A 12,713-nucleotide genomic window follows, 5' to 3' on the forward strand; every position below is an offset into this window, starting at 1 on the left:
TACCAGCTCAAGCCGCAATCGCTATTTCATTTTCCTCAATTTAGCGCAGTAAAATGCCTGCTCGCATGAGAAAACCAAGGTTCTGCTTCTTTTTTGCAGCCCGTGGCATTAAAATCCCGCACCAAACATCCATTTTACTGACGCCATTGCTTCATACATGCAGGCGCTGTGATAAAAACATACAAGCGGCCATACAAGCGAACGTACAAGAGAAAGCACAAGACATGGTTTTTAGTACGGTTACCTTTTTATTTTATTTTTTACCTGCCTTTCTCGTTTTGTATTTTGCGCTGCCGTTTAGCCACATGCGTAATATAGTGTTGCTGGTCGCCAGTCTTATATTTTATGCCTGGGGTGAGCCGAAAAACCTGCCTTTGCTGTTGATTTCTATCTTGCTTAATTATCTGTGTGGATTGGGCATGGGGAAGGCGCAAGAGAAAGGTGGCACAGGCAAAACCGTTTTTATGGCAGGTATAGGCTTCAATCTCTTATTGCTGGCCTATTTTAAATACTTCAATTTTGCATTGGGTAGTGCGATTGCCGTGCTTGGCAGGGCGGGTATCAATATGCCTGAGGTGGAGGCGGTCACACTGCCCTTGGGTATCTCTTTCTTTTCCTTTCATGCGATCTCTTATCTGGTGGATGTGTATCGTAAAAAGACCGCGCATGAAAAGAATCTGTTTGCCCTTGCCATGTATATCACCATGTTCCCGCAATTGATTGCCGGGCCGATTATTCGCTTCTCTACCATTGCCAGGCAATTGCACCAGCGTCAACATACCTTGCGCAGAGTGGAGCTGGGTATCAAAATTTTCATTCTTGGCCTGGCGCAAAAAGTGTTGATTGCCAATAGCGTCGCTCTGCCAGCCGACCAGATATTCTCATTGGCACCAGAAGCATTAGGTATTGCCAGTGCCTGGCTGGGTATCACTTGCTATACCCTGCAAATCTATTTTGATTTCTTTGGTTATTCAAATATGGCGATAGGATTGGGCCTGGTCACTGGTTTTAGTTTTCCGCGCAATTTCAATTACCCCTATGTCGCGCAGTCGATTACAGAATTCTGGCAACGCTGGCATCTGAGTCTGTCGCGCTGGTTTCGTGATTACCTTTACATACCCCTGGGTGGCAACCGGGGCACCAGCCTGGTCACTTACCGTAACCTGTTCATCGTGTTTTTCCTGTGTGGCCTCTGGCATGGCGCGAACTGGACCTTTGTGGTCTGGGGGCTGTATCACGGCACTTTTTTGGTACTGGAGCGTATCGGTCTGCAAAAAGCCATGGCGAGTTTGCCAAGGCCATTCAGGCATATCTATACTATCCTGATCGTGATGACAGGTTGGGTATTTTTCCGATGCGACAGCTTTGCCCAAGCTTTGCATTATCTGGCTGCCATGGCCGGAGGCATGCCTGCAGATAATGCCATGGCTCCCGTCATGAGCTTTATGAGTGGCACGGTCATCACGGCCTTGATAGCAGGCATACTGGTATCCACTCCCTTGCTGCAGGTACTGAATAAGCCACGTGCAGCAACTCGTATCTTTGCACCTGCTATCAGTCTGATGCTCTTTATTTTGTCGGCTGTCAGTTTGGCGACGGGGGCTTACAATCCATTTATTTATTTCCGTTTCTGAGGCTGGATCATGACTATGAGCGATTCCGGCACATCAAATTTGCAGGCGGCCATGAAAAAGCGCCTAAACGGACGCATTATCTACGGGCGCATCACTTTTATTATCGCTTTCTTTGGCATCTTGCTGATGCCAGCCCTTGTCCAATTAAGTGGAAAATTACAAGGTCCCAGTATAGAAAACCGCGCACTCGCCAGCAAGCCGGAATTGCCTAAAACATTCGCAGAAACCTTGAAATTCCCTGCGCTGGTTGATGCCTATCTTAATGACCACTTCGGCTTCAGAAATAATCTGGTGGCATGGAATAATAAATTGCGTTATTACTTGCTTGGCGACATCAATGCCGTACAACTGACGGCTGGTAAAGATGGTTATATCTTCTTCAACTCGCACGCGGCCAATACTCCCTTGGCCATGATACATTTTTTGTGCGGGAAAAACGTCGCAGAGAAAGACCGGGCAGAGATAGTCAGGACTGCATCTGACTTCATGCACATGGCGGTACAGCTTAAGCCGGAAAGTTATCTGTTGCTGGTGCCGACCAAACCGGTCGTTTATGCAGATAAATTGCCAGACTGGTTGCAACAGCAATGTGCGCAATATACCCCCAGCTTGCCTGACGTCGTAGCCACACTCAAGTCTTTGCCAGGACTAGAAGATAAAATTATTTATCCGCTGACAGAAATGCAGGCACTCAAGAAAAGCATAACCGTATTTCCAAAAAATACTTTTCACTGGACAGGTAATGGACCTGAGCCGGTGGCGCAACTGGTTGCAGAAAATTACCTGCATCGCAAAAAATTAACGACACTGACAAGCAATCTGCATGACGTCGCATCCGACATACAGCAATTCTTGCCGGGCGTGGCATTGACTGTGCCTACTCATGATCCTGATTATGCCAAGGCTGGCATTACTGCCTGCCTTGGCGTTGCCTGTTTTCCTGAGTTTGCCGACACGGCGGGAAAAATTGGTGATGTCTCACGCTATCGCCATAGCAACAGAAAAGGTCCAAAATTACTCGTGATCTCAGACTCATTCGGCCAAGGAATTGCAGGCTTTTTTTCAGAATACTATAGCGAAGTCTGGCATATCTCTTTGAATAGCATCAATCGACTCAGTGATAAAGAGCAAGCCAGATTCAAACAGATTTTGCTCAACGAGTATGCACCTGACCAGATACTGTATGTATTCCATGATGCAGCAGTATCCTATTTTGAGAGAAATAGCAGCATTCTGTTAAACGCTGGTCAGTGATTTCTCCCATGCCTCTGGCTCCTGACCTATGCAGCTGTAGTGTGTTTAAACAAAAGGTCGATATGGTCTTCACCAACGTCCTTATAGAAACACATCACTTTATCGACATCGTTGCCGACTTCAAACAATTCACCATTTTTTTGGATGACGGCAACTGTATAACCGAGGTCAAATAAAAAACGCAAATAGGTTGGACCATCATTGCCACCAGTGAGTGGCATGAAATCAGGGCTGAATTCGCTAATGATAATGGGATGCCAGTTTGATAGTAGGCGCTTGGCTCCCAGCAAGGCGCGATATTCAAAGCCCTCAATATCAATCTTGATGAGATCAATTTTTCGGTCCGCCGGAATAAGATTGTCCAGCGGCATGCAGGCTACAACTGTGCTCTTCATCAACGTCTGCTGATTTGATGACAAATGGGCTGTCGTGCCGTTGCTGTACGAACTATTCAGGCTCAGTATGTCGAAATCTTCACCAGCCGCGCTATTGATGATTTTGATATTCTTGAAATCATTTTCTCTCTTGCTGAGCTCTATGAATTTGACATTATTGGTATTCGGCTCAACCGCATAGACCATGCCTGTGTCGCCTACTAGAGATGCGGCAATCATACTGTAGTAACCAATATTAGCGCCGATGTCGAGCACACCCATGCTAGCCTGAACATGTTCCTTGAAGACTTTTGTCACATGTGGCTCATATTCACCATGTATCAGTGGTAATCCCAGGTCCAGGTCTTCTGGGTCGACAAACATGGGCAGGCCGCCAACATTGACTTGTTGGATCCTGCTAACGTCACGCTTAACGGTCAACTTTTCCTGTCTTTGGGTAAACTCCAGCGAGTTCAAATAGGAAGCAACGACAGCATCAAGGGATTTGCCAGCCTGAGCGCCATGACCTGGCCATTCTTCAGGATTAGGCGAGCGCCCTAGAATCAGGCGAAAGCAATGAAAAATGTCTTCAGTCGTAGTGTGCTCACTGTAGGTCCAATCACCAAATTTTTTAATTGGATTTGCGCCGACATGCATGGCTTGTGCTTCTTGTTGACTCTCCACGATTGTGAGTGGGGCTGGTTTGGAGAATAGTTTTCTAAGCATTATTCGATTTACGCTATTTTAAATGGGTGTTTGCAAGGGTAGCTCATGATTGAGTTTCTTTTCCATTCAGAAAGAGTATTGACATGATCGACATCAAATAGTTCAGTGAGGAACTGCCAGCAGGGTTCAAGCAGATGTTCCGGCTTATTTCTTCTAGTCCTACAAATCGGCGGTCCCGTGTCCTATATCTGGCTACCTGGGGCGCTGCTACGATACAGTCCATGCCTCTGCATTAGTGGTTCAAAAAATTAATCAGGCTAATCAGTTCTTTTTAAATAAAGGAAATATCATGAAAAAAATAATTTCTGTCTTAATGATTTCTGCTGCAGGCTTTACTGCAAGTTCCAGTTTTGCCGCCGCTGACGTAGCAAAAGCAAACTTCAAGGCGACGGAAGAACGTGCCGAAGCAGACTTCAAGGTGGCCAAGGCAAAGTGTGATGCATTGAAAGACAATGCAAAAGACATTTGCGTAGAAGAAGCTAAAGTCGCACGTACCCGTGTCAAGGCAGAAGCTTTGGTGAACTATGAAAACACTCCCAAAAATCACGTCAAAGCAGCAACGGATGTTGCCGATGCAGAGTACGCACTGGCTATTGAAAAATGTGACGATAAATCCGGCAATGATAAGGACGTCTGCAAGAAAGAAGCCAAGGGCACTCAAAAAATAGCGATTGCTGATGCCAAGGCAGGTAAGAAGATTTTTGATGCCAAAGTGGATGCTCTCTCGACAGCACTTGATGCCAACTACAAAGTTGCAATTGAGAAGTGCGATGCCATGTCTGGTCCGTCCAAAGAGAACTGTATTGCTGCCGCGAAAAAACAGTATAAATAATATTGATCAAATTTTGAGCTGGTTCCATGGTGTTTCTTTCAGCTAAATGCCAGCCCGTTGCACACATCAGGTTTGTAGTGCAGTTTTAAAAGCAGTCCCCTAAGGTATTACCTTCCATCTGAAACATAGATATTAAAAATTTACACTAGGAGTATAAAAAATGAATAACTTAATTAAAAAAATCATGGGCATTTTCCTGGCAACAATGATGGTCACCATGCTCGGCTGTGCTTCAACCAGTAAGCAAGAAAGCACTGGTGAATATATTGATGACACCCTCATTACCACTAAAGTGAAAGCTGCTATCGTCAATGAGCCGACTTTGAAAGCAAGTGAAATTAATGTCGAAACTTTCAAAGGCATAGTGCAGTTAAGCGGCTTCGTTGCTGATCCTGCCTCTGCCAGCAAGGCTGTCAGTGTGACGTCTGGAGTGAAAGGCGTGAAATCGGTTAAAAACGATATACGCGTGAAATAGACGTATGCATGACGCGAGTGCTGTGCAAATTTGCGAAGCACTCGCGTTTCGCTTGAGTCGTGCTTATTGTCTTACTTATTGTCTTACTTATTAGCCTAAATAAGTACCGGAGTCGGTGAATAGCAGGATGCCATCAATTTGCCAGCGTCCTCCAAATTATTCGCTTGCCGGCGATCACGTGACAGCCAGACGTGATTGCCATCTGCTCCGCAAACAGGAATCTTACTGATTGTGGAGTTTTTTTATTTGTGTTCGCTAACGCACTGAAATAGTTTTTCCCTCACCTTAAACTCAAGTTACTTTTATCAGGCGTTCGTTAATAAACCAATTGCAATCTGATTTGCAGTGCTTCCAGTCTGATGCAAGTACCCAATTTTTGTAGACTTCATTTTTTATACAGGAGCTTCATGATGAATTCAGATCAAGTCAAAGGCGCAGCAAAAAAAGTGGCAGGTAAAGTCCAGCAAGAAGCAGGCAAGCTGGTCGGCAGTAAGGAACAGCAAGTCAAGGGAGCTGCAAAGCAAGTTGAAGGCAGCATGCAAAAAGCCCTGGGCAACGTCAAGGAAGCATTCAAGGACAGTCATAAGCATTAAGTGACTGACATTTTTCGGGCTGGTGTACCAGGAACAATGGTGCCAACGCCCGAAAATTTTGTCGGCTGCAACACGCAAATCGCTTATTACATAATTAAAAAAATTCAGACAAGTGGACAAAAGCGATGGATGTACCTCTACCAAATACCCCTTCTGGCAGGGGTTGCAGTGATGACAGCTTAGCCGCCAATACAGCCGATACTGTGCTGCCCGATGTCAAAACGGCTGCGCTGATTGATAATTCATCCCAACTGTTTCCCGGCATTCATGTCAACGCCCGTGGCCTCGCCTTGACGATACTGGCAACCGTTGCTCTTATTTTCGCTTTACGTGCAGCGCAGCGCTTTTTCATTCCCCTGATCTTTGGCATTTTTATTGCCTATACCTTATCCCCCTTGGTCGGCGCATTGCAGCGTGTGCGTATGCCGCGTCTGCTTGCTGTTACCGTGGTGATGATCAGTATGCTCACTATCATAGGTACGCAAGTCAATTCCTTGCATACGGAATTTGATGCAATTCTTGACCAGTTACCGGTAGCGACCCGTAAGTTTTCCAATGAAATGAGCAAGCTGAAAATTGGCCAGGCCAGTATGATGCAAAAGATGCAGACTGCAGCTACGGAAATAGAAAAGGCAACCAACCAGGCAACGACAGGTACCCAACTGAATATGAAGAAGGCAGTGGTCAATGAAACACCTGTGCTGAAATTGCGTGAACTACTGCTGGCAGGATCTCTGGGTATCATGGATTTGCTGGGGCAGACAGTCATGATGCTGTTTCTTATTTTCTTCTTGCTCTTGTCAGGCGATAAATTTAAACGAAAACTGGTCAAGATTACCGGTCCGTCGCTGACGCAGAAGCGCATTACCGTGCAAATTCTCAGCAAGATTAATACATCGGTACAGCAATATATGTTCATGTTATTGATCACCAACGGCCTGCTGGCTTTGCTGACCTGGATTGCATTTCATTTGATAGGGCTGGATAACGCTGGGGCCTGGGCAGTAACCAGCGGCCTGCTGCATATCATCCCTTACTTCGGTTCGATTTTAATGGCTCTGGCAGTCTGCCTGATTGCCTATGTACAGTTCGGTACTATCTCCATGGCTTTACTGGTAGCGGGTATCTCAATCGTAATTGCAACACTGGTTGGTACCGTAGTCACAACCTGGATGACAGGTCGCATTACACAGATGAACACAGCAGCCGTCTTTATCTCACTCTTGTTCTGGGGCTGGTTATGGGGGGCATGGGGTCTATTGCTGGGCGTGCCGATTATTGTGATCGTGAAAGTTGTGTCCGAACATATAGACGGCATGCAGACCGTTGCTGAGTTATTGAGTGACTGAGTGAGACGAATGAAAAGTGACGGGCAGTTCGGTAAAAAAAATCATTCCCAATTGCGGGAATGATTTTTTTTACCGAACTGCATATCATAATTTTGACTGCGATAATTTTGACTGCGATAATTTTAATTGCGATAAACGTGATTGTTTTTTACGTAGACTTGTGCACCGACTCGCAGATCGACAATATTATCCTGCACGATGGTTTGATAAACGCCATTGTCGAGGCGCACACTGATTTGGTATGCCTCACGTAACTGCTGGTTGCGATTATTTTTTTCTATGTTGTTACCGACGATAGCGCCGCCTACTACACCCGCTGCTGTGGCGGCTGCATTGCCCAGACCACCACCTACCTGATTACCCAGGATACCGCCGACAATGCCGCCAACGACAGCACCGGCACCGGGCCCTTTATTTTCACTGCTGACCTGTACTACCTGTATTGATTCAATCACACCATAGCTGCTGTAGGCTACCTGCGAGGCAGGGTAACCCGCTGTGGTGGATGGTGAGCTGCTGCCGCATGCAGTCAGCATCGCAGATGCAGCAAGGGTTACGACAATGAGAGTTTGCTTGCCCATATTCATGATCATTCTCCACTGTTAGTGATGAGGGCGATCATAAATTTTATGACTTCATCAGTCGGTGCGATAACGCACCTTATTCTTAATACAAGCGAATATACATGCAACAGGACATCCCTCTTGTAGGACTAGTCCCACATTGTGCAGCGCGTTCAGCGTACAAGCGGCTGCCAGACTCTCTGATGCCTGTTTTAAGAAGAACAAACTAAAGTGTAATCAGTTTGACGGACATCAGTAGCGCTAATAAAAGCAGGTGATGTCAATATCAGGAAAATAAGGTTTGCACCTGACGATTATCGCAGGGACCAAACGACATTGGATGTCTTTGAAAAGAGGAAAAAAATGAATATCACTCAAACACAGGTTTCTATGACCGCGCATCCGTCGCTGATTTCTGGTGGAACACTGCATCGCAGATATTCAGTTGATTATGCTCCGGCTGTCAGCGCGACAGATATGGGTTTGCTGGATGAAGCCATACAAAACGATATCCTCGCTGCTCTGCCTGAAGATGAACTTGCATTTCTCCTGCCACACTTGGAACTGGTACATCTGCCATTTGACAAAGAACTCTATGAATACGGCGCCAAGCTGTCCCATGTCTATTTTCCTACCACCGCAGTAGTAGCCCTGCTGTATGTGCTGGCTGATGGCGATGTGACTGAAATCGGTGTGACTGGGCACGAAGGCATGCTCGGCATTTCTGCAGTAATGGGTGAACGTGCTTTGGGCACAGCCATGGTGCAATGCGCAGGCGATGCGTATAAGCTCAAGGCTTCGGTATTGAAGGAAGCTTATGCCAAAGGCGGGAAACTGCAGCAAATACTGATGCGTTACACCCAGGCTCTGTTCGCACAGATGGCGCAAAATTCTGTGTGTGGGCGCCACTATTCCATAGACCAGCAATTGTCACGCTGGTTACTCGACAGGCTGGATCGCCTGCATTGCAATGAAATAAAAGTGACCCAGGAAATGATCGCCAATATGTTGGGTGTACGCCGTGAAAGCGTTACCGAAGCAGCTGGAAAATTGCAAAATGAAGGTTTGATACAGTACAAACGCGGCAATATCACCATGCTGGATCGCGAAGGACTGGAAATGCATGCCGGCGAATGTTATCGCGTATCCAAACAAGAGTTTGAACAAATTCTCTCAACCGCTATGGCACGTTAGAGTGCATTTGAGAGTCGTCATCAGGTAGGCCGGCCAGCCTTATCAGGACATTCAAAACCCCGTTGTGAGAGCAACGGGTTTTTTTTATTCTTTGAAAGGAATAAACGCCTCGACGACAGTACCGCGATTTTTCTCGCCTGGCTTCACTGAAAAACTGCCACCCAATAACAAGGCACGTTCACGCATTCCCAATATGCCATGCGATTTTGGTTTGGCAAAGGCCTCTTTCTGTATGCCTATGCCATTGTCGAGTACCTGCAGCCACAAGCCCTTGTCGGTACGTTTCAGGCTGATCTTGACTTCGGTGGCCTGCGCATACTTGATGACGTTGTTCAGTGATTCCTGGGTAATGCGAAACAAGGCTATCGACCAGGCCGGATCTATGGTATCGAAATCTTCAGTAATATCGGTCACATAAGATAAACCGGCAATTGCTGTAGCCTCTTCACAGTAGTGCTGGATAGATGCAGACAAGCCCAGATTGTCCAGCATGCTGGGGCGCAAATCTTCTATGATGCGCCGCTTCAAATCCACAGTGTCAAGCAGGGCGCGCTTGGTTCTTTGCAATTGCTTGGCGAGTTCAGGTTCTTTGTCCTTGAGTTTTTCCGTGACGACTGAGATATCCATGCTGATCGCTGTCAGATTTGAACCCATTTCATCGTGCAATTCGCGCGCCAGTTTGGCCTTCTCTTTTTCTGAAACATTCAATAAATGGTGCGACAGGACCGACAATTGCTCAGTGCGTTTTAATACTGTGCTTTCCAGATTATCATTGGCGATCTTCAAGGCATTTTCTATGCCACGTTGCTTATAAAAACTGCGGTAGATCAGGCGATAAAACAGTATCAAGACCAGTAAGGCAATGCTATTGGTTGCTGTACCAAAAAAGAGGGCGTCCTTATATTCCTTGTAAAAAGTCTTGCGCCTGGCTGCCAGCACCTCGTTTTCTTCCTTTTCCATGATGATGTCCAGCAGCCTGATTTCATCCATGACATCCCGGCCATCACCAACTTTAGATATCTCGACGATGCCTGTCAGACCAAATTCCCTGTAAGTTGACATGGCAGCTTCAAAGACTTTGGTTTTGCTGTTATACAATCTGCGCAACTCTGCCAGGTTCTTGATCTGCTCCGGATTGTTTTGCAATAGTCTTTCCAGTTCCTTGAAGTCATTTTCCAGCTTGTTCCTGGCAATACCCCAGGGGCGCAAGTAGACTTCATTACCGGACATGAAATAGCCACGCAAGCTGCTTTCAGAATCCATGATGAGCAGATTGATATTCTTGAGCTTGTCTTTGACGCTCCAGTTATGCTCTACCCAGTCATTATTGATCTTGAGTTTTTCCATATTCTGGTAAGCAGAATAGGCATTGCCGATCAAAATGAAAAGACAGGTCACAAATAAAAAAGTAATGTAGAGCGGTATCGAAGTCGATGTGTTTTTTTTCATGAAAATTTCCTCAAATAGCACCTGAATGCATCACGTGATTGATGAAGAAAAATAAAATCAGACATGCAGATTTCCATTTGTGTTCTCATTAAAACCAGGGATTTTCTTCACGTGCAGCCTATGAAAAACAATACCTGAATTGATAAATTATGTGTCGTAAATCTTGAAGAATTTTTTCTAGCCCCAGAAACTTGAGAAGGTAGGTTTATTCCTACAAGCAATTCCGCGAAAGTTTATTGCTAATCAATCTGAGTCTCCTTAAAATGAATTCTATTGAGGCCTCATCATGCGGCGGCGGTTTGAGCACAGCGAGTTTCAGTTCGTAAGAGTTTGGAACATAATGGACGACAAGAAAAAATTGAAAGTATTTTTAATCGAAGATGCGCAAAGAATTCGTTCTGTGCTGATCGAGGTATTGCAGCAGACGGAGAATATAGAAGTCATCGGTTTCGCAGAAAGTGAAAAAGAGGCTTTGTATCAATTGCGTTCTATCGAATGGGATGTCGCCATTGTAGACATCGGCTTGCGTGAAGGCAGTGGCCTGGCAGTATTGTCTGGCCTGAAGAGTGATGGCCGTCAATATGGTTCACGCCTGGTATTTACCAGTAACCCCAGCAATGCTTTGAAAACACGCACCATGTCACTGGGAGCGGAAGGTTTTTTTGATAAATCCCGTGAAATGGATAATCTGGTTGGTCACATCCAGGCGCTTGCTCATTAAGCTGTACTGGGCAACACAGAACAGCTTTATTCCCCGCAGTCGTACCTCTTCTGTCTGACTTGCCGATGCTTGTCTATTCCAGTAAATTATTTTTCATGGCGTAATACGTCAGGTCACAATTTGACTGCAAGTTCATTTTTTCCATGACACGGGTGCGATAGGTGCTGATGGTTTTTACGCTGAGTGACAATGTTACTGCTATATCAGATACAGATTCACCTTTGGCCAGTCTTAAAAATACCTGAAATTCGCGATCAGACAATTCAGTGTGCAAAGCAGTTTCTGCATCATGGTCAAAGCCCTGTGCCAGAATCTCGCCCACGTCAGCGCTCACATAACGGCGCCCGGTCGATACCGTTCTGACAGCCTTGATCAGCTCATCGGCATCACATTCCTTGTTCAGGTAGCCATTCGCACCCATTTTCAAGAGATTCACAGCATATTGCTGGGCTGGGTAGCCACTCAAGATCAAAATGGGTAAATCTGGTTGCCCTTGTTTGATGGTACGCAAAGTGTCAATACCGCTTTGGTCTGGCATACTGATATCCAGCAACATGACATCACAAGCCTCTTTCCTGGCGATCTCCAAGGCTTCACGGCCAGTCGTCGCTTCTGCAACGACTTCGAAGTCGCTGACTTCTGAAAATATCTGCTTGAAGCCGGCCCGTACAATTTGATGGTCGTCACAGACTGCGATACGTATCATTTTCTTCCTTCAAATTTGCGAGTGCACAAAATTGCGTCAACTAGTTTCTATATGGCATCACAAAAATTCATTAAACCAGAATCTGGGGAGTTTTTTAAATGCTCACCATACTTTTCCTTACCCGGGCAAGCATCCAGAATATGCCCTTATTTGTTCCTATAGCATAGCACCTCAACAGAATATGGGTGAATATCGTCGCAACTCCCTCTCGTAACCTTCTCGCAAGCCTCTTGCACATAGTTTTAGCGAAGTTCAGTCTGCTGCATTGTGTGGCATGGAATTGACCGAAAACCGGGGAAACCAGTCGAGAAATATTCTGCCTCTTTCCGCAATAAGAGCAGCAAGACAAGTCGTGCTGCTCTATGAAAGTGATGGAAGAGGAGGCCACAAAAACAGACAAAGGCCGTCCTGAGCTAGCTTTGCCCTGGCACCAGGGCCTGCTAGCGCGTCTGACGGCCGAATAAGACGCCGAGTGCCACCACGGTCGCGACCGCTATACCCAGCATGGTCATTGGCTGTTTTCTGACTTGAACACGGCAGCTATCCAGTAGTTTTACCTGTGATGTATAGAGCTTTTCGCTATGTTCACCCAGCTTTGTCACGGCCTGGCTCACGCCTGAGCTTAATTTGCTTGTGGCCTGCTCTTTGATGACAGTCAGTTTCTCTGCTACTGGTTTGACTGCTTCTGCCGTTTTTTCCTGAACCTGCTTTACCAGGGGTGGCGGGTTATCGCTGGTAGGAAAGGGGACGGAAGGGTGATTAATATTATTTGTGGTTGCTTCAGTCGCAGGGGCTGCAGCATTGCTTGGGTTGCTAGGCATGATTACTCCTTATGTTTTTGAT

The 12,713-nt window shown here is 46.1% G+C and carries 13 protein-coding genes; 8 read left to right on the plus strand and 5 right to left on the minus strand.

Features of this window, described 5'->3' with window-relative positions; all coding sequences use genetic code 11:
• The first annotated feature begins 305 nt into the window (after nt 1-305).
• Together AC3WQT_RS19810 and AC3WQT_RS19815 are read left to right on the plus strand one after the other, a co-directional pair.
• A complete protein-coding gene (locus AC3WQT_RS19810; protein WP_492706320.1) occupies nt 306-1,634 on the plus strand; it encodes an MBOAT family O-acyltransferase in 1,329 nt (442 codons plus the stop codon).
• Nucleotides 1,635-1,685: 51 nt separating this feature from the next.
• Nucleotides 1,686-2,888, plus strand: coding sequence for an alginate O-acetyltransferase AlgX-related protein (locus AC3WQT_RS19815; protein WP_492706322.1), 1,203 nt, complete (start codon nt 1,686-1,688; stop codon nt 2,886-2,888).
• 26 nt (nt 2,889-2,914) lie between these two features.
• Here the strand turns inward: AC3WQT_RS19815 and AC3WQT_RS19820 are convergent, their stop codons facing one another.
• A complete protein-coding gene (locus AC3WQT_RS19820) occupies nt 2,915-3,919 on the minus strand; it encodes an FkbM family methyltransferase (protein WP_492706324.1) in 1,005 nt (334 codons plus the stop codon).
• A gap of 304 nt (nt 3,920-4,223) precedes the next feature.
• Here AC3WQT_RS19820 and AC3WQT_RS19825 point away from each other — a divergent pair, with 304 nt between their 5' ends.
• From AC3WQT_RS19825 to AC3WQT_RS19840, 4 genes are all read left to right on the plus strand, one after another.
• Nucleotides 4,224-4,820, plus strand: coding sequence for a hypothetical protein (locus AC3WQT_RS19825; RefSeq protein ID WP_492706326.1), 597 nt, complete (start codon nt 4,224-4,226; stop codon nt 4,818-4,820).
• 160 nt (nt 4,821-4,980) lie between these two features.
• On the plus strand, nt 4,981-5,295 hold the full coding sequence (locus tag AC3WQT_RS19830) for a BON domain-containing protein (RefSeq protein ID WP_492706328.1): 315 nt from the start codon (nt 4,981-4,983) through the stop codon (nt 5,293-5,295).
• A 410-nt stretch (nt 5,296-5,705) separates the two neighbouring features.
• Nucleotides 5,706-5,888: a CsbD family protein gene (locus AC3WQT_RS19835; protein WP_492706823.1), complete on the plus strand. Its 183-nt coding sequence runs from the start codon at nt 5,706-5,708 to the stop codon at nt 5,886-5,888.
• Between the two features lie 125 nt (nt 5,889-6,013).
• Nucleotides 6,014-7,237, plus strand: coding sequence for an AI-2E family transporter (locus AC3WQT_RS19840; RefSeq protein WP_492706330.1), 1,224 nt, complete (start codon nt 6,014-6,016; stop codon nt 7,235-7,237).
• 122 nt (nt 7,238-7,359) lie between these two features.
• On the opposite strand, the gene AC3WQT_RS19845 is transcribed toward AC3WQT_RS19840, so the two are convergent.
• Nucleotides 7,360-7,824 carry a glycine zipper 2TM domain-containing protein gene (locus tag AC3WQT_RS19845; RefSeq protein ID WP_492706332.1) on the minus strand — a complete coding sequence of 155 codons (465 nt, stop codon included), beginning with the start codon at nt 7,822-7,824 and terminating at the stop codon, nt 7,360-7,362.
• A 453-nt stretch (nt 7,825-8,277) separates the two neighbouring features.
• On the opposite strand from AC3WQT_RS19845, the gene AC3WQT_RS19850 reads away from it, so the two are divergent.
• Nucleotides 8,278-8,994 carry a Crp/Fnr family transcriptional regulator gene (locus tag AC3WQT_RS19850; protein ID WP_492706825.1) on the plus strand — a complete coding sequence of 239 codons (717 nt, stop codon included), beginning with the start codon at nt 8,278-8,280 and terminating at the stop codon, nt 8,992-8,994.
• An 84-nt stretch (nt 8,995-9,078) separates the two neighbouring features.
• Here the strand turns inward: AC3WQT_RS19850 and AC3WQT_RS19855 are convergent, their stop codons facing one another.
• Complete coding sequence (locus tag AC3WQT_RS19855) at nt 9,079-10,443, minus strand: sensor histidine kinase (protein WP_492706334.1); 1,365 nt, start codon at nt 10,441-10,443, stop codon at nt 9,079-9,081.
• A 340-nt stretch (nt 10,444-10,783) separates the two neighbouring features.
• Between AC3WQT_RS19855 and AC3WQT_RS19860 the strand changes: the two genes are divergently transcribed.
• Nucleotides 10,784-11,164 (plus strand): response regulator, encoded by a 381-nt coding sequence (locus AC3WQT_RS19860; protein ID WP_492706336.1) that lies wholly within the window; start codon nt 10,784-10,786, stop codon nt 11,162-11,164.
• 73 nt (nt 11,165-11,237) lie between these two features.
• Here AC3WQT_RS19860 and AC3WQT_RS19865 read toward each other — a convergent pair whose 3' ends face one another.
• Both AC3WQT_RS19865 and AC3WQT_RS19870 read right to left on the minus strand, forming a co-directional pair.
• Nucleotides 11,238-11,870: a response regulator gene (locus tag AC3WQT_RS19865; RefSeq protein WP_492706338.1), complete on the minus strand. Its 633-nt coding sequence runs from the start codon at nt 11,868-11,870 to the stop codon at nt 11,238-11,240.
• 440 nt (nt 11,871-12,310) lie between these two features.
• Nucleotides 12,311-12,691 carry a hypothetical protein gene (locus tag AC3WQT_RS19870; RefSeq protein WP_492706340.1) on the minus strand — a complete coding sequence of 127 codons (381 nt, stop codon included), beginning with the start codon at nt 12,689-12,691 and terminating at the stop codon, nt 12,311-12,313.
• Nucleotides 12,692-12,713 lie beyond the last annotated feature (22 nt).

It is taken from the genome of Undibacterium sp. FW305-107 (genome assembly GCF_058788535.1).

Coding starts and splice junctions, on each gene's coding strand:
- AC3WQT_RS19810 (WP_492706320.1), top strand. CDS start 306: ATGCGTAATATAGTGTTGCTGGTCGCCAGTCTTATATTTTATGCCTGG.
- AC3WQT_RS19850 (WP_492706825.1), top strand. CDS start 8,278: ATGGGTTTGCTGGATGAAGCCATACAAAACGATATCCTCGCTGCTCTG.
- AC3WQT_RS19815 (WP_492706322.1), top strand. CDS start 1,686: ATGAAAAAGCGCCTAAACGGACGCATTATCTACGGGCGCATCACTTTT.
- AC3WQT_RS19845 (WP_492706332.1), bottom strand. CDS start 7,824: ATGAATATGGGCAAGCAAACTCTCATTGTCGTAACCCTTGCTGCATCT.
- AC3WQT_RS19855 (WP_492706334.1), bottom strand. CDS start 10,443: ATGAAAAAAAACACATCGACTTCGATACCGCTCTACATTACTTTTTTA.
- AC3WQT_RS19870 (WP_492706340.1), bottom strand. CDS start 12,691: ATGCCTAGCAACCCAAGCAATGCTGCAGCCCCTGCGACTGAAGCAACC.
- AC3WQT_RS19830 (WP_492706328.1), top strand. CDS start 4,981: ATGAATAACTTAATTAAAAAAATCATGGGCATTTTCCTGGCAACAATG.
- AC3WQT_RS19835 (WP_492706823.1), top strand. CDS start 5,706: ATGAATTCAGATCAAGTCAAAGGCGCAGCAAAAAAAGTGGCAGGTAAA.
- AC3WQT_RS19840 (WP_492706330.1), top strand. CDS start 6,014: ATGGATGTACCTCTACCAAATACCCCTTCTGGCAGGGGTTGCAGTGAT.
- AC3WQT_RS19860 (WP_492706336.1), top strand. CDS start 10,784: ATGGACGACAAGAAAAAATTGAAAGTATTTTTAATCGAAGATGCGCAA.
- AC3WQT_RS19820 (WP_492706324.1), bottom strand. CDS start 3,919: ATGCATGTCGGCGCAAATCCAATTAAAAAATTTGGTGATTGGACCTAC.
- AC3WQT_RS19865 (WP_492706338.1), bottom strand. CDS start 11,870: ATGATACGTATCGCAGTCTGTGACGACCATCAAATTGTACGGGCCGGC.